Origin of the sequence: Kribbella sp. NPDC056345 (assembly GCF_042262745.1) — a bacterium.
Taxonomy (GTDB): domain Bacteria; phylum Actinomycetota; class Actinomycetes; order Propionibacteriales; family Kribbellaceae; genus Kribbella.
In genome coordinates this window covers 170,138-196,287 of the sequence record NZ_JBHJQQ010000001.1, presented here as the reverse complement: position 1 = coordinate 196,287, position 26,150 = coordinate 170,138, and the positions used below count along the sequence as shown (strand labels likewise).

Here is a 26,150-nt window from a genome sequence, read left to right as displayed (position 1 = left end):
CTGAACGAGCGCCACCTGAACTTAGGGGCAGTGGGCTTATGGACCGCGAAACGTGGCTCGAACCGAAAAGTAAGTACATGGCGAACGGCTGGGTCGATTTCGCCGGAAAGATGACGGAGGCGGAGATCACGGACGGCCACGGTTTCTTGAAGGATCGTGATCGAACCTTCGAGTCCAAAGAAGAGTTCTTCACGTATGCCAAGGATGCCGCTGGAATCCTTTGGTAGGTAACTAGTCTCTAGCGGCGGTGTTGGTTGAAGCGGTTGCGGATGTCTTTCGTAAAAGCTTGCTGCGACGGTGAATACCAACACCCCGTTGGGGCTGAGACACGGATTTCAACTTGCCACGCTTGAAGCGTCACCTGAGTGTATTTGACTTCTTCTGCTTCCTCGTGCTGCGAAATAAGCACGGCAATCTCACTACCCGCTGAGGCAGCGGCCGTGAAATTTTCTACCCTGAATATGTATTGAAGAAGATCAATCCCGTTATCAGCTGAAACAACGACTTCCCAGTCGTCATCTTCTGCGGTCCGAGGAACTTTGTTAGATTGATCCATATAGATTAATTATACGTCAATTAGTATGGATTGAAAGCGCGTGTCCCCTGAGTACGCATCGCATGCTAGATTCACCCTATGGCGCAACGTGTAGAAGTACAGCTCACCGATGATCTCGACGGTACCGACATCGCCACTGGTAAGGGTGAGACGCTGACCTTCGGCCTCGACGGCCACACCTACGAGATTGACCTCACGAACAAGAACGCCGGAGCGCTTCGAAAGGTTCTTTCGCCGTACGTCGGCGCTGGCCGGCGTGTGAAGACGTCCCGAGGCGCAAGGGTTCGGCATACACAAATTGGCCCAGACGCCACCACCCTGAGGGAGTGGGCACGAGCCAATGGGTACGAGGTCAGCGACCGCGGCCGCATCCCCGCCAACGTCCGTGAGGCGTTTGAAGCCGCGAACTGACCACGATCAGAGCCGTAGTGTCGTCAGGCTCATTGCACGTCATCTGGCCACTTCGTCCACTCGAAGCCGGTGGGTCGTGCCCCGTTGCCCTCGATGAACTCCCGAACCGCCTGGCGTACCTGGTCGATGCTGACCTCTGAGTCTCGTGGCCAACCTTCGTCATGACCCTGGTAGTAGTAGAAAACTTCTTCGCGCTCACTCATCTGTCCCGACACGTACCAGCTGCCCTTGACGTCACCGCCGGCATAGCGAATCCCACCGACTTTCGTCTCACTATGCAGCGCAATTCGGAGTTCGTGATCCGCTCGTCCGGCTGCCGACTTGGGCCGCGTATCGGCGTAGAGAGTCCCCACCGAGTTGGAGAAGGTCTCTGCCAGCATGGCGTCGATCAGGGCGTCGGCGTCTGCGGCGGTCGTCAGTGTAACGGGGTCTTTCCCGTGGCCACGCACGTAGTAGGCCTGGACGATGGGGTCTGTCATGGATGGTCCAATCACTCGTCTTTGGGCAGAGGATACGTCTGTTTGAAGCCACCTGGGCCGAAGATCGTAAGCGTTGCGCCGTCTGGGAGGACATCGCCGAGTAGTTCTTCGCACCCCCATTGACCGTCGCAGGGGAGCTTGTTGACCATGATCGTCTCGTGCTTCAGCTTGTTCAGCCGCATGAACATGGCGAACTTCAACTCAACGTGCGACGAAACCATCAAGTCGCCGCGTTCATCACCGACGCCACGTTCCCGCAAGAACTGATCGACGCGCTCGTAGAAGTCGGTCTGACCACTCGTCAGTGGTTGCTCACGGCCCTTGTTATCCACCCAAGTACCGCGTGTCTTCTGCCGAGTCGGTCCAGTTTCGTCGCGAACTGGGAGCTTGCGCTGTAACCGGTGGCCTTCATCGTCGCTGATCCTCGGCGTCGGAGAGGTGTCCTTGGGACTGTCGTCATCGCCGGCCGAGCCATCGTCCCGCGGTTTGTCTGTTTCCGGCTTCTCCTCGTCCTCGTTCTGCCGGCGTTCCGCGGCTGGTGGGCTTCCACCTGGTCCAAGTGGCCTTGGAACCGTCGAGCCTCCGGCCGGTTCCGCTGTACGTACTCCGCTAACCATCTGTTCAACCCAGGATCGTCCGCGGGCGTGCGCCTGTAAGAGGTAGTGGGCAGCTTCTTCGCACCGTCTGGCAGCCTCGTCCAGTTGCATCGCTGCTCGCTGGGCATTCTGGTTGCTGCTCATGCTGCCGATCCATCCGGCCGACTCTCGGTACTTGCCAGCCCGCTCGTGGAGGTAGGCCACCACCCGAGGAATCTCGTCGAGGGTCGCCAGCAGTTGTTGTGCGACTCGTTGCAGTTCCGAGGGCACGCGTTCGCCGCCTTGGCCAGGCTAAATCTGGTCGGCGTAGCTGCGGCAACCAGCTTCGGCGATTTGCAAGGCCTGGACCGCCTGTTCAACCGACTTTCCGGCCGCCTCGAGCACGGTCGAGATGTCGCGATCCGCGCCGGTAGCCGATCCACGGATGAGGGCTTGTACTTGTTCGCTGGACTGCTCGAAACGTTGCTTGAACCCCGCCAAACTGGCGGCTCCCTGACGAGACTGATCGGCCAACCCATGGAGCTGCATCTTCATCTGCTCGACTTGCGACATAATTTCCTCACTTACTGGGAGCGGTCAGTGAACAAGGTGTCCCCGTCGTCCCTTGGCAGGCGACAAGGGACGACGGGGAATCAGGCCTTCGCTGTCTCTCATCGGAGCTGTGGCTCCGGTCCACAAGAACAGTGCGGCCACTCCCAGGCGCGTCAACACCTTATTGGGAGGTTGGAGCGGCTGGCGCAGGCAGCCTCACTCGGTTGTTCCGCGCCAGCCGGTTTGTGCGATCTGCGGCCGAGCCCTCCACAGGGGAGGGGAAGACTCGGCCACAGACCTCTAGTGACGGAACCGATGGGTGTGCAGCGATCCACTGCACGTGAGAGGAGATGTGAGGACGACGACTCCCCACCGGTTCCGCCAGATCATGGGATGTTGCTTGCGACAATGACCCGAGCGCCGGTTGCTCGCTCAAAGGTCTTCTGGACGTCGTGGTTCACATCGAGGGCACCGAGATGCAAGCGACTCGGGATGATGACGGTGGTCACTTCGTAGTGAATGACGTGGTCGATCATGGCCCTGAACGCTGCGGGTGCCGTCGAGGAATCTTCTTTGAAGATGGTTCCCATCGTGTAGCCCTCGACTTTGGCGAACTCCTCCAACTTGTCCTCGATGCCTGCCAACTCGCCGTCGGTCATGAGGAGATGTTTGAGGATGTACCCGATGAGGAGCGGACGTGTGTAATCGATGCCATCATTCACCGCTCTTCTTCCATCCATTGGCGGAACTTGGCGACGATCCGTTCCCAGACTCGTGCCCACCATCCGCGGCGGCGCTGCCCCTTCACGAGTCGGCTGCATCTTCATCCACCACCGATGTGACCGGCTCGATGGTTACGCGCAGGCTGGCAAAGCGTCGTGTCATTGCGGCCTGATACCTCAACGCGGTCTCTGGCTCGGCGGTGTACTCCGCGACGACGTGTTCACCGAACCAGACCTTGACGCAACGTTCGGTGGGGAGGGGACGTTCTGCGAGCGTGGTCATCGCATATCCCCAACTGGCTTTGGATGCTCGATCAGGTCACCGTCGAGCTGGTGAGTGCCACGCAGCCAACCGCCAAACGCCCAGCGGTGTTCAGCCGGACATCTGGCGGTCAGCGCGACTAACTCAGATTCACTCAGCGCCTCACTGGCGCGGAGTCCCGCGTTTCGGACCTGGGTGGTTGGCGTCATACATGGAGCGTATTTGGCCTGTGACGGAGCGGAGTCGGACAGATTGTCCTACTCGCTGAAAATTTCTAGTCGTGGACACCCAATCGTCGGGCGAGACTGCGGAGTGGCGCCTGACGGTCGTTGTCGAGAAGGGACGAAACAATCTGACGGGGCAGGGATTGGTGCTTGATCCAGTCCGGTCCGATTCGCTCTGCCGTGAGCAAGATGTCGAGTGCCTTCTGGCTCTGACCGAGGTTGGCATGTGCCAACGCGCGGTCTGCCAAGTGACGGGCACGAGAGGCAAGCGGGAGGTTCGGTTCAGCGGGCATCCGCTTAGCGGCTGAAATGGCCTGCGTGTAGTTTTCGGTGACGACGTTGACGTCAACGGTCTGCATGACGACTTGACTCGGACCGAAGTACGTTTCGTAGTCGCGTCGATCGCTCCCCACCCGATCAGCAATCTCTGCGGCTGTCGCTACGAAGTCTTGGGCTTGGGCCGAACGGTGATCGCGGCCGGCGGCTGTGGCTCCTTGCAGGACAAGCGATCCATAGGTAGAGAGCTCCTGTGGCAAGGCGTCGCCGCGAGGTTCGATCGAGGCTGCGGCTCGCATCACCACGGCTTCGGATTCCTTGTAGCGGCCCTGGACGAGAAGCTGCCAACCAACCGAGCCGCGCAATGTGGCATCAAGTAGGGGATCGTTACCCTCGTTGGCTGCTTGGAGTGCCTGTCGGATCGCCAGGTACGCCGGATCAGCGTGACCGAGGTGCACCAAACTGCATCCCGTCACCCAGTAGATACGTGCAAGCAGTTCGTGGGCTCGCGCTCGATCTTCGGCTGACACTGCGTGGGCTGTTGCTCGGAGCTGAGACAACGCTGTCGGCAAGACGCTGCCGAGGAGTTCATAGCGACCATTCCAGTACGCACCCCAGGCGTAGTCCACCGTGCGCGATGCTTCCTGCAACGTCAGTGCTTCGGCGTCGAAGATGTCTTCGCCGATCAGGTCGTCAATGGGGGTGAGCGCTCGTCGGATTGCGACGACTCCGGCCTCTGGATCAACGGAGGGAAGCGACGCTGGATGACTCACGAGTTCTCCGACCTCCACATCAAGCGCACGGGCAAGTTTTTGCAGGCTGGCGATGGTGGTGGTTTGGCGCGAACCTTGCTCCAACTTGCGGATGAGATCGACGCTGACTCCGGCGCTGTCTGCCAACTGCTTCTGTGTGAGTACCTTCCCGCGAAGTTCGCGGATACGGGTACCGATAGGCCCTGCTTCCATCTCTACACCCCGCCTGCTGGTCGTCGTCCCTCTTGGGCGTACTGCCAGCGTATGCGATCGGCGGTGACGGAGTTGACCGGAGTGATGACGGTGTGCTTACGACGGATCGCGGCCACCCAGTAGGCCGGCGATCGGTTCAGCCGCGCTCTTCAGTGTTTGCAGGCGAACGGCTACTGTCTGTCGCGTGATCTCCGCTTCACGGTGCGGCAAAGCTGAACTTGGTTACAGTTTGCAATCACTAGGGATGTGTGAGGCGAGGGGATGAAACGCAGAGTCCCCCTCACCGATAGGTGAGCGAGGGGGAAACTCGATGCTTACAAATCAGACTGCGCAACGCCTCGTCGTGCTGCTACGGATCATCGAACGTCCGGCCGACGACGTTCTGACCGACGATGCGGTGCTAGATGCGTGGTTCGGCTCTGGGTCGGGATGGTTTCGATCGGACGGCTGGTGAGAGGGGCTATCGGCCACTCGTGTCCCGCATCTTCACTCCGGCCCGACGTAGATAATTCCTTACGGTGCTGGGGTCTTTGGATAGTTTTGACCCAATCCGAACGAGTGACAGTCCTGATTCGTACAGCCGTGTAGCTTCGACCAGCTCGTCGTCGGACAGCCCGCGCTTACGGAGTGTGACACCCAATCGCTCCAGCAGTCGGGGGATGCCCGTATGACTGATGCCGTACTGTCGGCCCAACTCGGCTGGGGTGGCTCCAGCCTCGTAAGCGGCTACCAGCTCCCCTAACTGTTCCGGCGTGAATCGATGCGCAAGCTTGTGAGCCTGCACGACTGGAGAGTCGTTACATTCAGTAGGACGCTTCTCCACGGCCAGTAGCCGTGTCAGTCGTGTCACTGGTAACAGATAGGCGGATTGTTTCGAGTAACGTCCCACCAGCTCCACCGCAAGAAGCAGCAGGCCAGAGGGCATTTTCGCCCCTGGCCTGTTTTCGTTAGAGGGGCCAGTGGGAGAACCGCTCGGCTCCACCACCTTGGCAGCTAGCTGCTGAGCCTCCTCAACGCCCTTCTTGAGCATCGGTTCGATAACAGGAACCCAGCTCAGTGAGCTTGTGACGCTGATCAGATGTCAGCTCCAGCACAGACGCCAGGAAGCGCGCCTCCAGGACGTCGAGGGTCTGCTGTTCCATCTCCGGCGTGACGTGGTCAGAGACCCGCGCCATGCTCTCGCGCGGCCCCCAGGTACCTGCCAGACTCGAGGAATCGGTGATCGAACACGCACCCGTGGAGGCGGGCCATGACTGAGCTCGATGACTTCCTTACGCCCACCTTGGCCCGCCAGTTGGAAGCAGAGCAGGCGCTGATCAACGGCGACGCCGGTCCCCGACTGGCGTTGACGTCGAGTCACGACCCGGTCACCGTGTTCGGGGCGAAAGTGCCCGTCAGACAGGGATGGAGCGAGATCAGCGAGGTCTTGCGCTGGCTGGCGTCGCGATGGTCCGACGCGACCGACTATCGCTTCGAGGTGGTCGCCGCCGACGTCAGCGGAGACTTGGCCTACATCGTCGGCTTCGAGCACGTGGCGAATTCGGTAGTGGGCGTCCCGGTTGAACCGTATACCTTGCGCGTTACCCACATCTTCCGCCGCGAGAATGGCGAGTGGAAGATCGCCCACCGCCACGCCGACTACGTTCCGATTGACCAGACTGTCGGCGCTGGTTAGCAGCAGGGGCCGCGCCCACAGACCACCGGACCGTCGACCGCCGTGGGACGATTTTGGGAGCGAACCACTCGTAACAACAGTCTTGAAGATGCGCCAACACGCAACAACCAGGGACGTGGCAGCACCGGATGCCCCTATGAAGTTGGCTGAGTTGAGTCCTGACCGTGGGCTCGTGGCACGCTGTGCGCCATGAGTGCATCGAGGCGACCGAAGCCGTTGACACGGGTTGGGAGGGTGTTCATCTGGTTCATGATCGTCTTCGTTGTTCTCATCGGCCTTCTCGGCGGCGGCTTCGCGATCAAAGGTGGCCTGGATGGCCGGTCTGCTTTGGCGGATGGTCCGGCCGGCACGTTCGCCCCGACCGACCGCGTCTGCGGCAAGTACGGCTGTACCTGGATCGGTGATTTCGTGAGCCACGACGGCAGAATCACCCGCACTGGTATCAAGTTGCTCGACGGGGTCGACGTCTCCCGCACTGACCCGATGCCCGCTGAGATCGCCGATGTGAGGTTGCATGACGACGACAGCGGATCCGTTGCTTACGCCAAAGACCACAGTTGGGGATCGTCGCTGGTCGGCGGTGCACTTCTCCTGGTGCTGTGCCTGACAATGCCGGTGTTCCTCATCCGCATGCTCAGACGTCACCAGCGACAAACACAGGCCCGATGAACCCCGTGCAACACGGTTACTGAGGAAGCGGTCGCGTCCGGGAACGGCGCGGGCGGCGCGCTCGCTGCGTAGGTTCGCTGACTGCGGCGGCCGGTACGGCGAACGCGGCTACCACCACAACTGTTACGGGAACTCGGGATCGCGGATCGTCTCCGCGAACTCGATCAAGACCCTGCGCCCACCTTGTCGCCTGGTCGAACGGGACCACCGAGATCCGGCGTACTCAGCTCACCTGTGCTGATCAGGGTGGTGCGGGCGGCGAGATGTACGGCGACATCAAGACGTGCCGAACGCCGCTGCGCAAGTACGGGGGCGAGGCCACCTATCAGGCCCTGGGCCGCGTCTACGACCTTCACGACAAGACCACGGCCAGCGCGCGGACCCGCTGACGACGTAGTTGTCTGCGGCATGCTTGTCGGTGGAGGTGTCACTTGTTCTTGTTGCAGATGTCGGGGGTTCCGGGGTCGGGGAAGACGACGTTAGCTAAGGAGGTTGCTCGGGCGGTTGGGGCGGTTCGGCTTGATCATGATGTGGTGAAGAGCGGGCTGCTCGAGGCCGGGGTTGCGGTTGAGCTGAGCGGGCGGGCGTCGTACGAGGTGCTTTATGCGTTGGCTCGGGATGCTCTTGGTGGTGGTAGTTGCGTGATCATCGACAGTCCGTGTTTCTGGCCCAGGATTCTGCTGGAGGGGCAGACGATGGCGAAGGAACATGGGGCGGCTTACAAGTACATCGAGTGCAAGACGGCCGACTTGGCGCTCGTCGACTCGAGGCTCCGCACCAGGAAGCGTCTACGCAGTCAACGGTTGAGTATTGATCGTCCGCCGGTGGATCACGAGTCGACGCCGGACGAAGTGGAGAAGTTTGTACGCGCAGCGGAGAACATGCAGCGGCCGGCTGCTGACTACCTGGTTGTAGACACCTCCACACCACTCTCGGAGTACCTGCCGACAGCTCTGGCCTACCTGTCGCGGCCATGAGCACGAAGGACAGGATGTGTGGTGGGCGTCCGGGGTAGTTCACGCCGCACGCGCTCCTGCCGAGCGCGCCAAAGGCAACTATCTGCTGTCCTTCGTGCTGCCGATCGACGGCTCCGGTGCTTCACATGCTCGCAGTACGTCGAATTCGGCGCCGGGGGTGTTGGGGTCGAAGCCGTGTTCGAGGAGCCAGCGGGCGGCGGAGAGGCTGCGGAGGGACCACCAGGCGCGGATGACTTCGTGGTCCACGTCCTCGCCGTACCCGGTGAGGAGGTGGGGGAGGCGGTCCTCGTGGCCGAGGGTGAGGGTGGCGAGGTCCCAGAGGGGGTCGTCCTGGCCGGCTTCGGACCAGTCGATGATGGCGGTGACGGCGTCGTTCTCGGTGAAGACGTGGGTGATCTGCAGATCGCCGTGGGTGAAGGCGGGGGTGTACGGGCGGAGGGCGGCTTCGGCGATCTCGCGGTTGCGCTCGATGACGGCGGAGGGGAGTACGGCGTTCGCGATCAGCCACTCGCATTCGGCGTCAAGCTTCGTTCTGATGTGGTCGAGAGGACGGCCAGGCCAAGGCGGTAACGGGGCCTCATGGAGCCGGCGGATGGCGGCGCCGGCGGCAGCCCAGGCGGCCGGCGAGGCGGGGGAGGGTTTGCCGAGGACACCGAGGGCGGTACCGGGAACGGCGGCCAGGGCGAGTGCAGGCGGGTTGTGCCAGAGGACCTTCGGGGTCGGGACGGGAGCCAGCCCCATCGCCGCGACCTCAACCTCCAGGTTGGCCCGGTTGGAGTCGACCTTCAAGAAGACGTCGCCCACGCGGAGCGTTGCGCGCTCGCTGTGGGCGACGACGATCTGCACCTCATCCACACCGGCGAGTATCGCGGGAACGACTACGCGGCGCAGCGCATTTATCCTCCGAACGGCAGGACCCTGTTCTTCGGAGACAGGTCATAGGGTGTCGGATTGGGTGGATGCGGTTCGTTGCAGGGGTGAGAGGTGGCTGAGTGGCTGCCGGAATGGGAGTGCTGAGATGGCCAGGTACTTGATCTCGTTCGACAAGGGCGCGATGGATCACATCCCCGACGAGGAGTTCGAGCAGGTGGGTAAGGATTCGCATGCGGTCTGCCGGGAGGCCAAGGATGCGGGCGTGCTGGTCTTCACCGGTGGCATCCACTACGACACCGAGGACCCGCTGTACGCCGCGGAGCCCGCAGTGGTCTCGACCGACGGGCTGGTCACCGACGGGCCTTATCCGGAGAGCAAGGAGCTGATCGGCGGCGTGTTCGTCGTCGAGGTGCCGACGAGGGAAGAGGCCCTCCAGTGGGCGGCGAAGGTGGCCGCGGCGTGCCGGTGTGCGCAGGATGTCCGCAAGTTCATGTACGACCCTGAGCTGGAGTGACACCCTGGAGGTATGGCGAAACCTCGGATCTATGCGACGAGCTTTGCGAGTGTCTACCCCTTGTACGTCGCCAAGGCGGAGCGCAGGGGGCGGACCAAGGCGGAGGTGGACGAGGTCATCTGCTGGCTGATGGGGTACAGCCCGGATGAGCTGGCGGCGCAGCTGGAGAAGGAGGTCGACTTCGAGACCTTCATCGCGGAGGCGCCGCGGCCGAATCCGGACCGTGCCCTGGTCAAGGGCGTGGTCTGCGGGGTTCGCGTGGAGGACATCGAGGAGCCGACGATGCGCGAGATCCGGTATCTCGACAAGCTCGTCGACGAGCTGGCCCGTGGCAAGGCGATGGCCAAGATCCTCCGGACGGCCTAGTCAATACCTTCCGCGCGATTTCTTCCGGGGGATAAGCCCCTGGGAGCCGTCCGGCCGCAGATCTAGCGTTCGAACCATGAGAATCCTTGCGGCAGTGATGGCAACAATCGGTACGGCGGGAACCGCGATCGCAGCCCCAGCACACCAGCTGACAAGGGACACCGCGGCGATCCATGCAGCCGGTGTCACCGGAGTGCAGGCCCGGGCGGTCGGAACAAAAACCGAGGTCGCGACCGCCGGCGTGGCGAGCCTCCACACCAACCGTCCGGTCCCGTCGAACGGGTACTTCCGGATCGCGAGTACAGGCAAGACCTTCAAGGCTGTCGTGGTGCTGCAGTTGGTGGGCAACGGACGGCTGTCGCTGGACGACACGGTCGAGCGGTGGTTGCCCGGGCTGATCCGGGGCAACGGCAACGACGGCCGCCGGATCACCATCCGCCAGCTCCTCCAGCACACACACGGACTACGCGACGACTTCCCCGACTTCGCCACCGAGGCGGACTTCTATCGGCACCGCTTCGACCGTTACACGTCGGCCGACCTGGTCGCCCGCACCCTGCGCCACGAACCACGGCCCGGCACCGACTGGCACTACTCCAACATCGGCTACGTGCTGCTCGGCATGATCATCAAAAAGGCCACCGGCCAAGACTGGTACGACGTACTCCGGCAGCGCGTGATCCGCCCGCTCGGCCTGCACCACACGCGGGCCGATCGCAGCCCGATGCTGCCGCATCCGCACGCCCGGTCGTACCAGCCATTCGAGAGACTGATCGACGTCACCGAACAAGTCCTGAACGACCAAGACGGCTCGCTCGTGTCGACGACCGCGGACCTCAACGAGTTTTTCCGGGCCCTGTTCGACGGGCGGCTCCTCAAGCCCGCCCAGCTGACCGAGATGACCACCAACCTCAGCGACCTCGACCCTCAGGTCGCAGAGCTGATGCCCGACAGCCAGTACGGTCTCGGCATCTTCAAGCGACCGCTGCCGTGCGGCGGCGAGTACTGGGGACACGGTGGCGGCGACGGCGGCTTCATCACGGAGACCGGAGTTACGACGGACGGACGCCGCAGCGCGGTCGTCTCGATGTCGAGCGTCCTCGGCCGCGAATGGGCCGACGCCCTCCGTCAGCAAAAGCTAGCGGACCAACTGATCGGCAACGCACTCTGCCGCTGAGATTCGGTGCCAGCACTGAAATGCGTCCGATGTCAGCGCCCTACAAGCCACCGGTGTGAAGGTCTTCCCGTGACTCAAGGACAGGGAGATCTCATGTACGACGTAGCGATAGCCGGTGCCGGACCAGTCGGGTTGTACCTCGCGTGCGAACTCGGCCTGCGGGGATTGTCAGTGGTGGTGCTCGAGCGTGAGCCCGAGGCGGGGTCGGCTTTGCGCGCGGCGCCGCTCGGCGTGCGGGGGTTGATGGCAGCTTCGCTGGCCGGGTTCTACCGGCGCGGGATGCTGGGGGAGCTGCTAGGCGTCGACGAGCTCGTGGACCAACCCGCGACTCTGCAGGGGGTCGGGCACTTCGCCGGCATCATGATCGACCCGGCCAAGATCGACGTCAAAAGCATGCCGTACCGGCTACCGACCCCGGCCCCCGAAGCCCTGATGACGGACCTCGCCCACGTCGAGCAGGTCCTCGAGGACCGTGCGATCAAGTACGGCGTGGAGGTCCGCCGCGGCGAGGCCGTCACCGACCTCACGCAGTACGACGACCACGTCACCGTCCGGACCGGCCAGGACGAGTACGCCGCGCGCTGGGTCGTCGGTGCCGATGGCGGCCGCAGCACGGTCCGGAAGCTGGCCGGGTTCGAGTTCGTCGGGACTGAACCGCTCTTCACCGGCTACACCTTCCAGGCCGAGTTCGATCCGGCGAAGCTCAATCCGGGCTTCAACCCGACCCCGAACGGCCTGTACGTGATGATGTCGTGGACCCCCGGCCACATCGGCGTGATGGACTTCGACGGCGGCGCCTACGACCGGACGCAGGAGCCGACGAAGGACCACCTGCAGGAGGTACTGCGGCGGGTGTCGGGGACCGATGTGACGCTGACCGAGGTCCGGATGGCGTCGACGTACACGGACCGCGCGATGCAGGCGACGACGTACCGGAAGGGCCGTGTACTGCTGGCCGGCGATGCCGCGCACATCCACTCGCCGCTGGGTGGGCAAGGGCTCAACTGCGGTCTCGGTGACGCGATGAACCTGGGCTGGAAGCTCGCGGCGACCATCCAGGGCAATGCGGCGGACGGGCTGCTCGACACCTACACCACCGAGCGGCACCCGATCGGCGAGTGGGTCCTCGACTGGACCCGCGCCCAGGTGACGGTTCTGAAACCAGGCCCGCACGGCCGAGCCATCAAAGCCGTGATGCGCGATCTGCTCGACACCCCCGATGGCTCCAAGTACATCTACAGCAAGATCTCCGGCATGGTGAACCGCTACGACCTCGGCAGCGAGCACCCCTTGGTCGGACGGATCGCACCGGAGTTCCGCCTGGCGGATGGCGCCCGGCTCGCCGACCTGATGCAGGACGGCCACGGCGTACTGCTCGACTTCACCGGAGAACTCGCCGATGCCGAGCTGAACAGCAACTTCCGGTACGCCGCCGGCCGGGCGACCGACGATCTCGGACTGGCCGCCGTACTGGTCCGGCCGGATGGCGTGGTGGCGTGGGCCGGGGATGCCGATCGGGACGGGGTCGAGCAGGCCGCGAAGCGGTGGTTCGCATGATCACGCTCAAGGCGGGCAGCACGGTGATGTTCACCGGCGACTCGGTCACCGACTCCCACCGCCTCGAGGATCCGGACGGACTCGGCACGGGTTATCCGCTGCGCGTCGCCGGGGAGTGGGGACTCCGGCACCCGGATCGGCCGGTGACCTGGCTGAACACCGGCTGGCGCGGAGACAAGGTGATGGACCTCGAAGCCCGCTGGCACAACGACGTACTGGCCGCTGAACCCGATGTCGTATCGATCATGGTCGGAGGCAATGACGCCGCCTGGTGGTCGTTCGATCCCGAGAATGGTCGAGTGATCACGGCCGCGGAGTACCGCGCAGGCTACGAGCGCCTGCTGACCCCACTCGCCGAGGCCGGTACACAGCTCATCCTGATCGAATCGTTCATGCTGCCGATCCGGGGCACGCTCGAACACGGGGAGCTGCGGATCGACGAGGCACTCCGCAAGCAGTGGCGTGCGGACCTGGACCCGAAGATCGAGGTGGTCAACGACCTGGCCCGCCAGTACGGCGCCGAGCTGCTGCCGGCCGACCGGATCTTCGCCGAGCTCTGCGCGGTCGCCGAGCCCGAGCACTGGGCCGAGGACGGCGTCCACCCCACTCCGGCTGGTCACGCCGCGCTCGCCGAGGCCTGGCTCCAACTGGTTGCCTGACACGGTGCAGGCAGGTGCGTCAGCGCCGTGTCAGAGCGGTGTCTGACCACCTGCCGATGCTGGAGGCATGAGAGAAACGGCGATTGCAGTCTCGGGGCTGCGCAAGACATTCAAGGACAAGATCGTCCTGGACGGCATCGACCTGGACGTTCCCGCGGGCACGGTCTTCTCGCTGCTCGGCCCCAACGGCGCCGGCAAGACGACGACCGTGAACGTGCTGACCACCCTGCTCAGGGCCGACGCCGGCACCGTGAAGGTAGCCGGGTACGACGTCGCCACCGACGCGAAGGCAGTGCGGAAGGCGATCGGGGTGACCGGCCAGTTCGCGGCCGTCGACGAGCTGCTCACCGGCCAGGAGAACCTGGAGCTGATGGTCGACCTCAGCCCGGGAACCGACCGGAAGACCGTCGCCGAGCTGCTGGCGCGGTTCGACCTGACGGAGTCCGCGCAGCAGCCGGCGTCGACGTACTCGGGCGGTATGCGGCGCAAGCTCGACCTGGCGATGACGCTGGTCGGCAGCCCGCGGATCATCTTCCTGGACGAGCCGACGACCGGGCTCGACCCGCGCAGCCGGCGGACGATGTGGACGATCATCCGGGAGCTGGTCGCCGACGGCGTGACCATCTTCCTCACCACCCAGTACCTCGACGAGGCCGATCAGCTCGCGGACCAGGTCGCCGTACTGGACCAGGGCAAGTTGGTTGCCCTGGGCACCCCTGACGAGCTCAAGCGGCAGATCCCGGGGACGCATGTCCGGCTCCGGTTCGCCGATGCCGAGCAGCTCGCGGCGGCCGCGCAGCTGTTCGCCGACGCCACCCGCGACGACGAGTCCCTGACTCTGCGAGTCCCCAGCGACGCCGGGACGAGCTCGCTGCGCGACCTGCTGAACCGGCTCGACGAGTACGCCCTCAGTGCCGAGGAGTTCTCGGTGCACACCCCTGATCTCGACGACGTCTTCCTCGCCCTGACGGGCCACGCCACGGAGGTATCCGCATCATGAACCCGACCAGCACCATGGTGCGCCGCGACGTCAAGCACCTCGTCCGCAACCCGACCAGTATCTTCAACGCGATCCTGATGCCGGTCGTGATGATGTTCATGTTCGTCTACCTGCTGGGTGACGCGTTCAGCGTCGGCGTCGACTACGTCGACTACGCGACCCCGGGGATGATCCTGCTGGCCGTCTGCTACGGCCTCGGCGGTACGGCGATCGCCGCCAACGCCGATATGACCAAGGGCATCATCAACCGGTTCAAGGTGATGGACGTCCCGCGGTCGGCGGTCCTGACCGGCAAGGTCGTGTCCAGCGTGCTGATCAACCTGATCGCGATCGTCGCGCTGCTCGGCGTCGCGTTCGCGCTCGGCTTCCGCCCGTCGGCCGGTCTCGCCGACTGGCTCGCTGTCCTCGGTGTCGTCCTGCTGCTCGCGATCTCGGTCGGCTGGTTCACCGTTGCCCTCGGCCTGTCGGCGAAATCGCCGGAGACGGCCGGGATGGCCGCCGTACCGCTGGTCATGCTGCCGTTCTTCAGCAGCGCGATCGTGCCGGCCGACAAGATGGGTCCGGGGGTCAAGCAGTTCGCGGAGTACCAGCCCTTCACTCCGATCATCGAGACCCTGCGCGGATTCCTCAACGGCACTCCGCAGACCTCCGACGTACTGCAGGCCGTCGCCTGGTGCCTCGCGATCGCGATCGTCGGCTACTTCTGGGCCTCGTCCACGTTCACGAAGCGAGCGTGACCGCGACCAGCTGGTTCCAGTCCGCTTGCGCACCTTCCGCAGCCGCCTCGGCGTACTCCGCGTCGCTGAGGCGGTTGCGCGTTGCCTGCTCGATCCGGGCCAGTTCCGGGTTCGAGCGATCGGCCAACCCCCGTACGGCGGTACTTGCCGCCAGCAACCGTACGGCGTCGGCGTACCGCTCCCGGCGGAGCGCATAACCGGCCACCCCGACGAGCAGCCCCGCGATCCCGCTGGCATGACCGGTCTCGGTCGCGGCCGCGCAGGCTGCCGTCCAATGCTCCCGGGCCTCGTCGAGATCCTCGGCGATCGAGCCCAGCAGCTCATGCCTGAGGGCGCGGATGTTCGACTGCTCCGCCGCCTCGCCGAGCAGGGCCGTGATCGTGGTCAGCTGGGCAAGCACATCGGCCGCATCGCCACGCCAGCGAGCCAGGGTCGCTTTGGAGAGAGCGAGATTGGCCAGCGCACCCGGCCAGTTCACCTGCTCGGCCAGGCGTTGTGCCTCCGCGAGTGCGGCCGCGCTGCGCTCGGGGTCGTCCAGTAGCCAGTAGAGCTCAGCCTGCCGCGACCGCATCCGGACCAGGTCGTCGGTGCCACTGATCTCGGCGATGACCTCGATCGCATGCTCGTAGTGCGCGCACGCGGTCGCGAACTCACCCCGGGTGGCGATGCGGTCGGCCAACTCGGAGAGCGCGAACGTGATGCCGAAGCGCTCGCCGAGCGCCTCGAACTCGGTGACCGCAGCCTGCAGGAAGTTGTCCGCCTCGTACCCACCGTGACCGAGGATCACCCGCATCTTGCCGAGCTGCAGCTGGGCCAGCGCCCGCACCCAAGGGTCTTGGCTGTCGAGTAGCGGTTCCCAGGCCGACAGGAAGTCGCCCGGCACCTGCAGCATCCGTTCCAGCGGCTCGACCAGCTGCAGCATCGGGTTGACGAGCTGAGTGCGCTTGCCGATCCGGTGGATCTCATGGATCCACTCCCGGGCCAGATGCTCGTCACCCGGTCCTGAGTTCAGAAACAGGATGAACAGCGAGTAGACAAAGGCCCGGATCTCGTCGGGCACCTCACCTGGCGTATCGATGGCCGCCTTGATCAGGTCGTTGCCCTCGGCCTTGTGCCCGCTCAGCCACCAGTACCAACCGGCAACCGAGGCGAGCCGCATCGCCGCGGCAGCCTCACCGGCCGCGATCGCTCCGCGCATCGCCGCGCTGATGTTGTCGTGTTCGGCGTCCAGCACCGCCAGCCACTCCAGCTGCTCGGCGCGGCGGAGATGCGGGTCGGCGGTCTCGGCCAGCTCGGTGAAGTAGGTGAGATGCGCGTGCCGGGTCAGTTCCACCTCATCCGCGTCGGCAAGGTGTTGCGCGGCGTACTCCTTGATCATCCCGAGCATCCGGTACCGCGGCGCCTTGTTGCTGTCGGCAACCACCAGCGATTTCTCGGTCAGGGCGGTCAGCAGCTCCAGCGCATCCGCGGTGCCGCAGACGTGTTCGGCAGCGGACAGGCTCGCGCCGCCCGCGAAGACCGAGAGCCTGCGCAGCACCATCCGCTCGTCGTCGCTTAGTAGTTGCCAGCTCCAGTCGATCACCGCACGCAACGTGCGCTGCCGGGGGAGCGCCGTACGACTGCCGCCGGTCAGCAAGCGGAAGACATCGTCGAGCCGATCCGCGAGCTGGTCCAGGGACATCGTGCGCAACCGCGCCGCGGCGAGTTCGATCGCCAGCGGCATCCCGTCGAGCGCTCGGCAGACCCGGGCCATCGTGGCGAGGGTGTGCGCGTCGCTCCCAAGATCCCGTACGGCGCTCGCCCGGTCGCGCAGGAGCTGGACAGCAGGCGAGGACTCGGCGTCGGCGTCCGCCTGCGGCAGGCTCAGCGGTGCGACGCGCCACAGCGCCTCGCCGGTGATGCCGAGTGGCTCCCGGCTGGTCGCGAGGATCCGCAGCCTCGGGCACTGCCCGAGCACACGCTCGGCGAACCGTGCGGCCGAATCGATCACGTGCTCACAGTTGTCCAGGATCAGCAACGCCTCCCGCTCGCGGAACGCGGCAATCACACGCTCGGTGGGATCGACCTCGGCCGCCTCACCGAGCAGGCCGTCCCGCAGACCGAGCGTGGCGATCGCAGTCTGGGCGACATCCGCCTCGGTACCGATCGGCGCGAGCTCCACGAACCACACACCATCCGGCAGTACGTCGGTCAGCGTGCGGCCGGCCTCCGTCGACAGCCGCGTCTTCCCGGCACCGCCCGGTCCGATCAGAGTGGTGAGCCGATGGGTGGCGACCAGTTCGCGGACCTCGGCGATATCGGCCGCCTTGCCGATGTAGCTGGTGAGCTCCGCGCGCAGGTTCGTCTCGCGGTTCGGCTCGTCGCGCCGTACCGACTCGCCGCGCAGGAGCGCGACATGCAGCGCGGAGAGCTCCGGTGAGGGGTCGACGCCGAGCGTTTCGACGAGCGCATCTCGGGTGCGCTGGTAGACGAGCAGCGCCTCGGAATCACGCCCGCTCGCGGCCAGTGCCTGCATCAGCGCCCCGACGAGCCGCTCCCGCACAGGATGCGTTGCGACCAGATCGGTCAGCTCCGTGACCAGCTGGGCACCCCGACCCCGCGCGATCTCGGCATCGAACCAGTCCTCGGCCGCGGTCAGCCGCAGGCCCTCCAACCGGGTGGCGGCCGCGTCGAACGCCGTACTGTCCTGCAGCCCGACGTCCTGGAGCGCGGCGCCCCGCCACAAGTCCAGCGCCTCACGCAACCGCCCTTGCCCGACCAGCCGCTCGAACCGGACCGCGTCGACTGCGTCCGGCTCGACCACGAGCCGGTACCCGTCCGGCGTACCCTCGACGGGGATCAACTTCCGCAACCGCGAGACCAGCCGCTGCAGGGCATTGGCAGCCTCGGCCGGCGGCTGCTCACCCCACACCCAGTCCACCAGCCGCGCCTTCGGAACCAGTTGACCCGCGTCAAGCGCTAGCGCAACCAGCAAGCCCCGCAACCGCGCACCCGGCACGTCCACAAGGACCTCATCGTCCCCGCGAACCTCGAACGGCCCCAGCATCGCGATCTGCACCCCGCAGATCTTGCCACCTGCTACGTCACCTCTCGGATGCCGGTGCGGACATGGAAGTGCCGCCCCGACCTCAGATGACTGACGAACGCCCGCTGGAGCGTGGTGCCCCGCGGCACGCGGGCGAGATCGTCGGCGGTCAGCGCACCGTCGGGTGGTGCGAGCTGCATACCACTGCGGGAAGAACTGAGCGGCCGTGGTGATCGACCGCTCGGAGACGGTCGTGTCCAGCGGCCCGGTGGGCGGCACATGAATGTAGTTCGACTGCAGTCTCCGGAACCTGTACGTCGTTCGCCGCCATCCGCGCACACCCCTCGGCCGGGAACCCCAACCGCTCCGCCGCCGTACCCGCGTCCATTCGCACCCCTTCGTGGTCAGTCCTTCGACCACATCACACGGGCCGCGGCCCACGCACGACTCCTGTGACCTACCTCACAAACAACCAGGGTCCCGTGCAGTCGCTGAACCCTGCCGTGCGATAAAACCCCGCGGCTCCCTCATCCACCGCCGACACGAAAACCACCTCGGCTCCCAGCCCCATCAGCCAGCCGCGACACTCGTCGAGCAGCGCCCGCCCGACCCCGGCGCCCCGGCTCTGCGCGTCGACAACCAGCTCCTCGATCATCCCGTAGGCGCCGTACCCGTAGTCCACGAACGTCGCCACGCCAACACCGACGACCGCGTCCTGGTCATGCGCCACGAAGGTCCGAGCCTCCTGCCGCACCCGCGGCAGCGTCAGCTCCTCCGGCAGATCGGGATGCAGCTGGCGCAGCACCCGGTGCACCTCAGCCCGGTCCGCCGACGTGGCTGGGCGAACGGTGATCGCTGGTTCGGTCATGGCGCGACTACCTCTCTTCCACTCAACCGCAGCACCGAGCAGTACCCCATCGCGGACCGCCAGGCCATCACAATTGGCTGGATCTCCGTTGGCCAGGCGTGGATTCGGGGTGCGCGCGCAGTTGTGATGGCGTGGGCGTCCGGTGGTCCTGGCGCGGGGCTGTTACCAGGCCTCGCTCGTAGGCGGCGATGACGAGTTGGGCGCGGTCGCGGGCGTGGAGTTTGGCGAGCAGGTTGCCGATGTGGGTTTTGGCTGTGCCCATCGAGATGGTCAGGGTGCGGGTGATCTCCTGGTTCGACAGGCCGCGGCCGATCAGGGTGAGGACCTCTGCCTCGCGGTCGGTCAGCTGGGCGGTGGTTGCTTGGGGCATCGATCGGCCCCGGCCGAGGTAGTGCTCGACCAGGCGGGTCAGGATGCTGGGGGCGAACAGCGATTCGCCCGCATGCGTCCGCCGTACGGCATCGACAAGCCGATCCGGCTCCGCATCCTTCAGCAAGAACCCGCTCGCCCCAGCCTGCAAGGCGGCGTGAACGTACTCGTCCAGCTCGAACATGCTGAGGACGACGACGCGCGTCCCCGGCAGGTCGGTCGTGATGCGCCGGGTGGCCTCGATCCCGTCGCCGCCGGGCATCCGGATGTCCATCAGTACGACGTCCGGCCGCAGCTCAACGGCCTGCGTGACCGCGCCCTCGCCGGTGCCGGCCTCCCCGACCACCTCGAGGTCACCGGAACCATCGACGATGAGCCGCAGACTGTGCCGGATCAGCGGCTGATCGTCGACAACCAGCACCCGTACGGCGCTCATCTGCGATCCGGCAGTCGCGCGACGACCTGGTACCCCGAAGAGCGAGCCCCTGCGTCCAGCGTCCCGTCCAACGCACCGACCCGCTCCCGCAGCCCGGCCAGCCCGGCACCGCCACCCGGATGCGGAACCCAGTCCGCCCCAGGCCCGTCGTCCGTGACGGTGATCAGGATCGTGTCGGCCTCCCGTCGTACGGCGACGTCGGCGCGCGTCGGCCCGGCATGCCGGGCGGTGTTGGCGAGGGCCTCGCGAACAATCGCGCACACCGTCAGCTGAACCCCACCCGACACCTCACCGACGTCACCGACCACCAGTTCCGCGCGGACCCCGCTAGTGCGAGCCAGCGAGATGATCCGCGGGAGATCGGTAAGCGTCTCGGCCGGATGCAGCGACGTGTCGTCGTCCGGAGACCGCAGTACGGCGAGCATTCGGCGCAGCTCGGTGGTCGCCTGGCGTCCGGCGTACTCGATGTCTGTCAGGGCGGCGATCCGCTCCGCGTCACCGGCCGGTCCGGTCAGCGTGCGCGCTGCGGCGGCGCGGACGGTGACGAGACCGAGCCCGTGCGAGGCGAGGTCGTGCAGGTCGCGGGCGATCCGCAACCGCTCGGCCTGGATCGCCCGCTCGGCGGCCCACGCGGTCAGTTCCTCCTCGTACCGCTGCCGTCTTCGTCGGGTGTACAGCAGGGCCCAGGCGACGACCGCCGCCGCACAGCTCACCACGGTGACCGTGACGGCGATGGCGGCTGCGCGCGGGCTGGCTCCGACGCTGACCAGGATGAGCAGCAGAAAACCCAGCAGAGCAAGTGCGATCGGCCATGCGCGGGAACGCAGTACGGGCCGATCGCTGGCTTCCATCCGGCCAGTCTAGAGAGCCAGTGCCTCCCGCACATCGGACCTAGGTCTGACAGACCTTCGGCCGAGGAGGTCCGGACCCGGGACCGATCCGGGCGCTGTGGGCGACGGCTGGGATGGGCCCATGATCACGATCGACCAAGTCGTCAAACGCCGTCGTTCCCGGACTGTTCTGGATCACGTCGGCTTCGAGGCCCGGCCCGGACGGGTGACCGCCTTCCTCGGCCCGAACGGCGCGGGCAAGTCCTCCACCCTGCGCATCCTGCTCGGCCTCGACCGCGCCGACAGTGGTTTTGCGCTGTTCAACGGACAGCCGTACCGAGCACTGCCGAATCCGTTGCGTACCGTCGGATCGATGCTCGAGGGGTCGGGCGCGCACCGGTCCCGGACTGCCCGAAACCATCTCGCCTGGATCGCCCGGAGCAACGGGATCCCGCAGCGCCGGATCGACGAGGTGCTGGAGGAAGTCGGTCTGGCGAGGGACGCCAAGGTCCGGGTGGCGAAGTACTCGCTCGGGATGGGGCAGCGGCTGGGGATCGCGGCCGCACTGCTCGGTGAGCCCGAGATGCTCGTGCTGGACGAACCGGTCAACGGACTCGACCCGGAGGGCATCCGCTGGATCCGCGGGCTGCTGCGCGGCCTCGCCCAAGCCGGCGGCACCGTGCTGCTCTCCAGCCATCTGATGACCGAGGTGGCCGACGTCGCCGACGATCTGGTGGTGATCGCGGGCGGCCGGATCGTGACGACCGGGACCGTCACCGACGTGACGGCCGGGTACGCCGATCTCGAGGAAGCCTTCTTCGCACTGACCGGGGTGACCCGATGAACGCGCTCAGAGCCGAGCTACGCAAGGCATCCACGCTGCCCGCGGTCTGGGCCGGTCTCGCCGTCACGCTGTTCGGATCCGTGGCGATCACGGTGCTCAACGCCGGCCACGCAACCGGGTCGTCGTTCGACACGGCGTACGCGAGTATGCCGTTCGGGACGGTGGGTGCGGTCGTCATCGGAGTCGTTGCCTTCAGCAGCGAATACACCGCCAACAACGCGGACGCCGGCGGCGGCCGGCAGATCACCACCACCTTGACGGTGACAGCAGGCCGGGTTCGGGTCCTGGTCGCGAAGGGGGTCACCATCGTCCTGCTCGTGGTCGCGAGTGCCGTGGTCACCCTGCCGGTCGCCATCGCCGTCGCGCGTGTGGTGACTGGATCGCCGGTCGACTTCATGCTGACGCGCAGTCTCGGTGGCACGCTGTACTGGGTGCTGAGCGCACTACTCGGCTTCGCGATCACGGTCATCATCCGCAATGGTGTCGTTCCGCTGATCGTGCTGATCGTGAACAGTTCACTCGTCTCCGTGTCGTTCCTGCTGTCGAAGCTCACGCCGCTCGCGCACTACCTGCCCGACCTGGCCGGGCGCAGGCTTTTCGCAGGCGTCAGGACGGTCGAAGGCGGCCTCGACGCCGTACCGGGTGGTCTGGTGATGACGGGCTGGGCGGTGCTGTTCTGCATCGTCGCCGGGTTCGTGTTCACCCGCCGGGACGCATGAACGTCGTACTGGCGGAGGTCGCGAAACTCCGCACGCTCCCGATCACCGTCCTCACGATTGCCGGCACGGTCGCAGTCTCGGCCCTGATCGCGATCGCGCTGTCGCGATCCGGCGAACCCGTCGACGTGGTGCCGTATGTCCAAGCAGGCTTCGTGCTCCTGGGAATCATCCCGGTCGCGCACGAGCATGCGGGCCGCCAATTCAGTACGTCGCTCACCGCCGTACCTGCTCGTGGTCAGCTGCTCATCGGCAAGACCGTCGCGACCTTCGTCACCCTTGCGCTCACCGCGATGGCAACAGTCCTAGCGCAGTCGGAACGGCCAGTGGGCGCGGCGGCGTACCTGACGCTCATCGGTCTGCTCGCGTACGCGGTCGCCCTGCTCGTCCGGCACCTGGTGCCGGCGTTGGTCGGCATGCTCTGCCTGGTCCTGGTCCTGTCGCCCCTGCTGGCCGAGATCACGAAGCACGCCCGCTGGCTCCCGGACCAAGGCGCCGCCGAGCTCTACCGCCCAGGCGGAAGCCCAGTCTCCGGCCTGCTGGTCGCCGGCGCGTGGATCGCAGCTCTCGGCGCCATCGCAGTCCACCGCTTCCACCACCGCGACGCCTGACAGTGCACCGCGGATCTCCCAGAAGCGGCTCCTAGGGTGTCCCCATGAGCCGACAAGAGGACCTGATTGCCGAGGGGGAGCCCGAGGAGGAGTTTCAGCCGGGGATCGCGCAGATCCTGCCGCGCAAGCGGGTGGCGGGCGGTGCGCTGATCCGCGATCGGGACGGCCGGATCCTGTTCATCGAACCGACGTACAAGCCGTTGCTGGACATCCCCGGCGGGATCGCCGAGCCGGACGAGTCGCCGTACGACGCCTGCCGGCGGGAGGTGCTCGAGGAGGTCGGGCTGGACCTGACCATCGGCCCGATGCTGGTGGTCGACTGGGATCCGGCACGCGGTGTCTGGCACGACGCGCTGGCTTTCGTCTTCGACGGCGGCGTACTCACAGGAGACGAACAACTTGTCCTGCAGCCGACCGAGGTTCGCACCGCCACCTTCCTGACCCTCGACGAGGCCAAACCCCAGCTGCGCCCCTCCATGCACCGCCGCCTCACCCTCGCACTGCACGCTCTGGAGACCGGCGTCCCGCAGTACTCGGACTTCGGCCGGTCGCCGACAGCTTGACCTCACCATTGATTCAGGTTCTACCGTTCGAGAGCTGACGACTTGAGGATGGGGACAGGAGTACTTTCAGCTCCCGCTTCCGATCGTGCTTGGCTGATCGGGCAGCGGGTGATCGCGGGGACCGGTGGGGTCGGGGAGTATCGCGGCGGCGGGTACGCCGAACAGAGCGCCGTACCGGCGAGCGAGGTGTTCCCGGTACCGGACGGACTGGATGTGGCCACGGCGCCGGCCGCGCGGCGTAGTGGCGCAAGCTCCCGCGGCGGGCGCTCGAGCTGCTCGCGGCCGGAAGCCTCACACCGCCCGTCGGCCTGACCCTTCCGCTGACTGAGGCGGCCGCTGCCCACGCCGCGATCGAGGCCAGGACCACCATCGGCAAGACGGTCCTCGTCACTAACGACAGCACGTAGGCCTCTACGTACACCGCCCGGCCACGCTCAGCGAGTGAGCAGGCCGGGCGATTGGACCTATACGTCCTGTCCGTAGTGCTACAACGGTCAGCCGAACTTGAGGCGGACGATGACGTTGTCGAGGACGTTCGGGGTGCCGCCGTTCTTGTCGTTGTTGGTGGAGGTCAGCCAGAGGCCTCCGTCGGGGGTCTTGGTGACACTGCGCAGGCGGCCCCAGCGGCCGGAGAAGACGGCTTGCGGGGTGCCGACGCCGGTGCCGCTGGAGTTGATCTGGGTGACCCACAACTGCTGGCCGGTGACGCCGGCGATGTAGATCCAGTCGTTGACGATCTCCAGGCCGCTCGGTCCTGCTTGTGAGGTGGACCAGGTGCGCTTCGGCGCGATGTAGCCGCCGCAGTCGCCGATGGTTCCCTCACAGGCGGGCCAGCCGTAGTTGCCGCCCTTCTGGATCAGGTTGAGCTCGTCCTGGCTGCTGTCACCGAACTCGGTCGCCCACAGCTGACCGCGCGAGTCCCACGCGAGGCCCTGCGGGTTGCGGTGGCCGCGGCTCCAGACGTAGCGGGCGTTACCGCCGGAGCTGAAGAACGGGTTGTCGCTGGGCGCCGTACCGTCGGCGTTCATCCGCAGGATCTTGCCGTTCAGCGAACCGTTGTTCTGTGCGTTGCCGGTGTTCTGCGCATCGCCGACCGACGCGTACAGCTTGCCGTCCGGACCGAACGCGATCCGCCCGCCGTTGTGGTACCGGTTCTTCGTCAACCCGGTCAGCACCGGCGACGAAGTCGTGCCCAGTACGCCGTTCTCGTACTTCATCCGCACGACCCGGTTGTCCCCGGAAGCCGTGTGGTAGAAGTACACCCAGTGGTCGGTCGCGAAGTTCGGCGAGATCGCGATCCCCAGCAGACCGCCTTCACCAGTGGTCGTCACTGTGCCCGGCACCTTGCCGAGAGTGGTCTTCTGGCCGGTCGACGTCACCCGCACCACCTCGAACCGGTCCCGCTCGGTCACCAGCGCCGACCCGTCCGGCAGGAACGCGACACTCCAGCCGAGGTCGACCTTCGCGATATCCCGGTCGTACGCCGGAATGCCGCCGGTGCCGGTGGTCGACGTACGGACCGTCAGCGCGTTGCTCGCCGGCGACTCGTTGTTGTTGGGGTCACGGGCCTTGACGGTGAACGTGTAGCTGGTGTTCGGGGTCAGGCCGGTCACGGTCGTGGTCAGCGAGCCGGTCGTGGCGACCTTGGTCGTGCCCTGGTAGACGTCGTACCCGGCGATGCTGCCGCTGTCGTCGGTGGACGCATTCCACGCGAGGGAGACGCTGTTCGAGGTCACGGCCGTGGAGCGCAGGTTGCCCGGTGCCGTCGGCGGTGTGGTGTCGTTGCTCGGTGGCGTGGTGAAGGCAACCACGTTGCTCTGCTGGGATGCGTTGCCCGCGGCGTCATACGCACCGACGGAGATGTCGTACGCCGTGTTGGGGGTCAGCGTGTCCACGGTCGCCGTCAGCGTGTTGGCGTCGACGACCTTCAGGACGTTGCCGCCGCGGTTGATCTCGTAACGGGTCACCGCCACGTTGTCGCTGGCCGCGGACCAGGTGAAGGTGGCCGCGTTCGACTTGATGTTGCTGACCACCAGGTTGCTCGGTGGGGTCGGCGGTGTGGTGTCGTTGCTGACCGGGTTGACGGTGAGCTTGTCCGCGTTCGGTCCGCCGTCGGCGGTGGTGGCGCGGGCCCGGATCTTGTTGGTCCCGGCGGCGAGCTGGAGGCGGACGGTCTTGGTCACCCAGGTCGTCCACGCACCGGTGCCGGGGTAGGTGATTCCGACAGCGCCGGAGACGCCGTTGACGGTCCAGTCCAGCGGCCGGCTGGCCGTCGTACCGTTGGCGAAGCGCAGTGTCACGTCGGCCGGACCGGCTGGTGCCGTGACAGTCCATTCGACGTAGCTGCCGACGAGGTTGTCGTAGTTGACGAAGCCGGTGCCGGTGTACCCGGTGTGGTTCGACTCGACCACTCCCTGGGAGATGGTCGCGGTCTCGGCCTGGTAGTCGGTCGGTGCCGCCGTGGCGGTCGGGGGAGCGGAGGTCAGAGCGAGCGCGGTGGCCAGTACGGCCGCGCCCGAGACGAGCCTGCGCCGGAGCGTGCGAGGTGTCATCGGAGGTCTCCTGGTGTTCCGGGGCGGAGGAGCTGCAGGGGAACCACACATCATTAGGAAAGTTTCCTAACGATATTGGGCATGACACCACCAGTGAGCAACTGGTGTCA

The 26,150-nt window shown here is 65.8% G+C and carries 34 protein-coding genes; 19 read left to right on the top strand and 15 right to left on the bottom strand.

Annotated features, from left to right (window positions below; all coding sequences use genetic code 11):
• Positions 1 to 38 precede the first annotated feature (38 nt).
• Complete coding sequence (locus ACFCV3_RS00940) at positions 39 to 227, top strand: hypothetical protein (RefSeq protein WP_376024890.1); 189 nt, start codon at positions 39 to 41, stop codon at positions 225 to 227.
• Between the two features lie 11 nt (positions 228 to 238).
• Here ACFCV3_RS00940 and ACFCV3_RS00935 read toward each other — a convergent pair whose 3' ends face one another.
• Positions 239 to 556, bottom strand: a complete 318-nt coding sequence (locus ACFCV3_RS00935; RefSeq protein ID WP_376024888.1) for a hypothetical protein — start codon at positions 554 to 556, stop codon at positions 239 to 241.
• Positions 557 to 634: 78 nt separating this feature from the next.
• On the opposite strand from ACFCV3_RS00935, the gene ACFCV3_RS00930 reads away from it, so the two are divergent.
• On the top strand, positions 635 to 967 hold the full coding sequence (locus ACFCV3_RS00930) for an Lsr2 family protein (protein WP_376024886.1): 333 nt from the start codon (positions 635 to 637) through the stop codon (positions 965 to 967).
• Between the two features lie 29 nt (positions 968 to 996).
• Here ACFCV3_RS00930 and ACFCV3_RS00925 read toward each other — a convergent pair whose 3' ends face one another.
• The 7 genes from ACFCV3_RS00925 to ACFCV3_RS00895 all read right to left on the bottom strand — a co-directional run bounded on the left by ACFCV3_RS00925 (position 997) and on the right by ACFCV3_RS00895 (position 5,947).
• On the bottom strand, positions 997 to 1,446 hold the full coding sequence (locus tag ACFCV3_RS00925) for an Imm1 family immunity protein (RefSeq protein ID WP_376024884.1): 450 nt from the start codon (positions 1,444 to 1,446) through the stop codon (positions 997 to 999).
• A gap of 11 nt (positions 1,447 to 1,457) precedes the next feature.
• Positions 1,458 to 2,312, bottom strand: a complete 855-nt coding sequence (locus tag ACFCV3_RS00920; RefSeq protein WP_376024882.1) for a DddA-like double-stranded DNA deaminase toxin — start codon at positions 2,310 to 2,312, stop codon at positions 1,458 to 1,460.
• A 21-nt stretch (positions 2,313 to 2,333) separates the two neighbouring features.
• Positions 2,334 to 2,594 (bottom strand): hypothetical protein, encoded by a 261-nt coding sequence (locus ACFCV3_RS00915; RefSeq protein WP_376024880.1) that lies wholly within the window; start codon positions 2,592 to 2,594, stop codon positions 2,334 to 2,336.
• Between the two features lie 365 nt (positions 2,595 to 2,959).
• Positions 2,960 to 3,400, bottom strand: a complete 441-nt coding sequence (locus tag ACFCV3_RS00910) for a hypothetical protein (RefSeq protein ID WP_376024878.1) — start codon at positions 3,398 to 3,400, stop codon at positions 2,960 to 2,962.
• Positions 3,378 to 3,578 (bottom strand): hypothetical protein, encoded by a 201-nt coding sequence (locus ACFCV3_RS00905; protein ID WP_376024876.1) that lies wholly within the window; start codon positions 3,576 to 3,578, stop codon positions 3,378 to 3,380. The genes ACFCV3_RS00910 and ACFCV3_RS00905 overlap by 23 nt, the downstream gene beginning before the upstream one ends.
• 253 nt (positions 3,579 to 3,831) lie before the next feature.
• Positions 3,832 to 5,022: a helix-turn-helix domain-containing protein gene (locus ACFCV3_RS00900; protein WP_376024874.1), complete on the bottom strand. Its 1,191-nt coding sequence runs from the start codon at positions 5,020 to 5,022 to the stop codon at positions 3,832 to 3,834.
• Between the two features lie 460 nt (positions 5,023 to 5,482).
• Positions 5,483 to 5,947, bottom strand: a complete 465-nt coding sequence (locus tag ACFCV3_RS00895; protein WP_376026427.1) for a helix-turn-helix domain-containing protein — start codon at positions 5,945 to 5,947, stop codon at positions 5,483 to 5,485.
• A gap of 324 nt (positions 5,948 to 6,271) precedes the next feature.
• Between ACFCV3_RS00895 and ACFCV3_RS00890 the strand changes: the two genes are divergently transcribed.
• The 4 genes from ACFCV3_RS00890 (at position 6,272) to ACFCV3_RS00875 (ending at position 8,343) form a co-directional block, all read left to right on the top strand.
• Positions 6,272 to 6,697, top strand: coding sequence for a YybH family protein (locus tag ACFCV3_RS00890; RefSeq protein WP_376024872.1), 426 nt, complete (start codon positions 6,272 to 6,274; stop codon positions 6,695 to 6,697).
• Positions 6,698 to 6,931: 234 nt separating this feature from the next.
• Entirely contained in the window at positions 6,932 to 7,366 is a 435-nt protein-coding gene (locus tag ACFCV3_RS00885; protein WP_376024870.1) for a hypothetical protein, read from the top strand.
• Between the two features lie 263 nt (positions 7,367 to 7,629).
• Positions 7,630 to 7,755: a hypothetical protein gene (locus ACFCV3_RS00880; RefSeq protein ID WP_376024869.1), complete on the top strand. Its 126-nt coding sequence runs from the start codon at positions 7,630 to 7,632 to the stop codon at positions 7,753 to 7,755.
• Between the two features lie 57 nt (positions 7,756 to 7,812).
• Complete coding sequence (locus ACFCV3_RS00875; protein ID WP_376026425.1) at positions 7,813 to 8,343, top strand: AAA family ATPase; 531 nt, start codon at positions 7,813 to 7,815, stop codon at positions 8,341 to 8,343.
• A gap of 78 nt (positions 8,344 to 8,421) precedes the next feature.
• Here ACFCV3_RS00875 and ACFCV3_RS00870 read toward each other — a convergent pair whose 3' ends face one another.
• Positions 8,422 to 9,198, bottom strand: a complete 777-nt coding sequence (locus ACFCV3_RS00870; RefSeq protein ID WP_376024868.1) for a phosphotransferase family protein — start codon at positions 9,196 to 9,198, stop codon at positions 8,422 to 8,424.
• Between the two features lie 163 nt (positions 9,199 to 9,361).
• On the opposite strand from ACFCV3_RS00870, the gene ACFCV3_RS00865 reads away from it, so the two are divergent.
• The 7 genes from ACFCV3_RS00865 to ACFCV3_RS00835 all read left to right on the top strand — a co-directional run bounded on the left by ACFCV3_RS00865 (position 9,362) and on the right by ACFCV3_RS00835 (position 15,226).
• A complete protein-coding gene (locus tag ACFCV3_RS00865) occupies positions 9,362 to 9,730 on the top strand; it encodes a YciI family protein (RefSeq protein WP_376024866.1) in 369 nt (122 codons plus the stop codon).
• A gap of 12 nt (positions 9,731 to 9,742) precedes the next feature.
• Positions 9,743 to 10,096, top strand: a complete 354-nt coding sequence (locus tag ACFCV3_RS00860) for a DUF2200 domain-containing protein (RefSeq protein ID WP_376024864.1) — start codon at positions 9,743 to 9,745, stop codon at positions 10,094 to 10,096.
• 76 nt (positions 10,097 to 10,172) lie between these two features.
• Complete coding sequence (locus tag ACFCV3_RS00855) at positions 10,173 to 11,273, top strand: serine hydrolase domain-containing protein (protein WP_376024862.1); 1,101 nt, start codon at positions 10,173 to 10,175, stop codon at positions 11,271 to 11,273.
• A 93-nt stretch (positions 11,274 to 11,366) separates the two neighbouring features.
• Complete coding sequence (locus ACFCV3_RS00850; protein WP_376024860.1) at positions 11,367 to 12,830, top strand: FAD-dependent monooxygenase; 1,464 nt, start codon at positions 11,367 to 11,369, stop codon at positions 12,828 to 12,830.
• Positions 12,827 to 13,489, top strand: a complete 663-nt coding sequence (locus tag ACFCV3_RS00845; RefSeq protein WP_376024858.1) for an SGNH/GDSL hydrolase family protein — start codon at positions 12,827 to 12,829, stop codon at positions 13,487 to 13,489. The genes ACFCV3_RS00850 and ACFCV3_RS00845 overlap by 4 nt, the downstream gene beginning before the upstream one ends.
• A 67-nt stretch (positions 13,490 to 13,556) precedes the next feature.
• Complete coding sequence (locus ACFCV3_RS00840; RefSeq protein WP_376024856.1) at positions 13,557 to 14,489, top strand: ATP-binding cassette domain-containing protein; 933 nt, start codon at positions 13,557 to 13,559, stop codon at positions 14,487 to 14,489.
• Entirely contained in the window at positions 14,486 to 15,226 is a 741-nt protein-coding gene (locus ACFCV3_RS00835; RefSeq protein WP_376024854.1) for an ABC transporter permease, read from the top strand. Before ACFCV3_RS00840 ends, ACFCV3_RS00835 begins: the two co-directional genes overlap by 4 nt.
• Here ACFCV3_RS00835 and ACFCV3_RS00830 read toward each other — a convergent pair.
• The 5 genes from ACFCV3_RS00830 to ACFCV3_RS00810 form a co-directional block, all read right to left on the bottom strand.
• Positions 15,210 to 18,284 (bottom strand): BTAD domain-containing putative transcriptional regulator, encoded by a 3,075-nt coding sequence (locus ACFCV3_RS00830; RefSeq protein WP_376024852.1) that lies wholly within the window; start codon positions 18,282 to 18,284, stop codon positions 15,210 to 15,212. The genes ACFCV3_RS00835 and ACFCV3_RS00830 overlap by 17 nt on opposite strands.
• Before the next feature lie 20 nt (positions 18,285 to 18,304).
• The gene (locus tag ACFCV3_RS00825; RefSeq protein ID WP_376024850.1) at positions 18,305 to 18,451 is read right to left on the bottom strand and encodes a hypothetical protein; all 147 of its coding nucleotides are present in this window, start codon (positions 18,449 to 18,451) and stop codon (positions 18,305 to 18,307) included.
• A gap of 257 nt (positions 18,452 to 18,708) precedes the next feature.
• The gene (locus tag ACFCV3_RS00820; protein ID WP_376024848.1) at positions 18,709 to 19,119 is read right to left on the bottom strand and encodes a GNAT family N-acetyltransferase; all 411 of its coding nucleotides are present in this window, start codon (positions 19,117 to 19,119) and stop codon (positions 18,709 to 18,711) included.
• 67 nt (positions 19,120 to 19,186) lie between these two features.
• Positions 19,187 to 19,924: a response regulator gene (locus tag ACFCV3_RS00815; RefSeq protein WP_376024846.1), complete on the bottom strand. Its 738-nt coding sequence runs from the start codon at positions 19,922 to 19,924 to the stop codon at positions 19,187 to 19,189.
• The gene (locus ACFCV3_RS00810) at positions 19,921 to 20,775 is read right to left on the bottom strand and encodes a sensor histidine kinase (RefSeq protein WP_376024845.1); all 855 of its coding nucleotides are present in this window, start codon (positions 20,773 to 20,775) and stop codon (positions 19,921 to 19,923) included. Before ACFCV3_RS00810 ends, ACFCV3_RS00815 begins: the two co-directional genes overlap by 4 nt.
• Before the next feature lie 121 nt (positions 20,776 to 20,896).
• Here ACFCV3_RS00810 and ACFCV3_RS00805 point away from each other — a divergent pair, with 121 nt between their 5' ends.
• From ACFCV3_RS00805 to ACFCV3_RS00780, 6 genes are read left to right on the top strand one after another with little or no spacing between them, the layout of a single operon-like run.
• Positions 20,897 to 21,598, top strand: coding sequence for an ATP-binding cassette domain-containing protein (locus ACFCV3_RS00805; protein WP_376024843.1), 702 nt, complete (start codon positions 20,897 to 20,899; stop codon positions 21,596 to 21,598).
• Positions 21,595 to 22,317: a hypothetical protein gene (locus ACFCV3_RS00800; RefSeq protein ID WP_376024841.1), complete on the top strand. Its 723-nt coding sequence runs from the start codon at positions 21,595 to 21,597 to the stop codon at positions 22,315 to 22,317. Before ACFCV3_RS00805 ends, ACFCV3_RS00800 begins: the two co-directional genes overlap by 4 nt.
• Positions 22,314 to 22,925: a hypothetical protein gene (locus ACFCV3_RS00795; protein WP_376024839.1), complete on the top strand. Its 612-nt coding sequence runs from the start codon at positions 22,314 to 22,316 to the stop codon at positions 22,923 to 22,925. Before ACFCV3_RS00800 ends, ACFCV3_RS00795 begins: the two co-directional genes overlap by 4 nt.
• A gap of 44 nt (positions 22,926 to 22,969) precedes the next feature.
• Positions 22,970 to 23,488, top strand: coding sequence for an NUDIX domain-containing protein (locus tag ACFCV3_RS00790; RefSeq protein ID WP_376024837.1), 519 nt, complete (start codon positions 22,970 to 22,972; stop codon positions 23,486 to 23,488).
• Positions 23,489 to 23,536: 48 nt separating this feature from the next.
• Complete coding sequence (locus tag ACFCV3_RS00785) at positions 23,537 to 23,800, top strand: hypothetical protein (protein WP_376024836.1); 264 nt, start codon at positions 23,537 to 23,539, stop codon at positions 23,798 to 23,800.
• A complete protein-coding gene (locus ACFCV3_RS00780; protein WP_376026423.1) occupies positions 23,761 to 23,895 on the top strand; it encodes a zinc-binding dehydrogenase in 135 nt (44 codons plus the stop codon). Before ACFCV3_RS00785 ends, ACFCV3_RS00780 begins: the two co-directional genes overlap by 40 nt.
• Positions 23,896 to 23,982: 87 nt before the next feature.
• On the opposite strand, the gene ACFCV3_RS00775 is transcribed toward ACFCV3_RS00780, so the two are convergent.
• Positions 23,983 to 26,040, bottom strand: coding sequence for a PQQ-dependent sugar dehydrogenase (locus tag ACFCV3_RS00775; RefSeq protein WP_376024834.1), 2,058 nt, complete (start codon positions 26,038 to 26,040; stop codon positions 23,983 to 23,985).
• Positions 26,041 to 26,150: the final 110 nt, after the last annotated feature.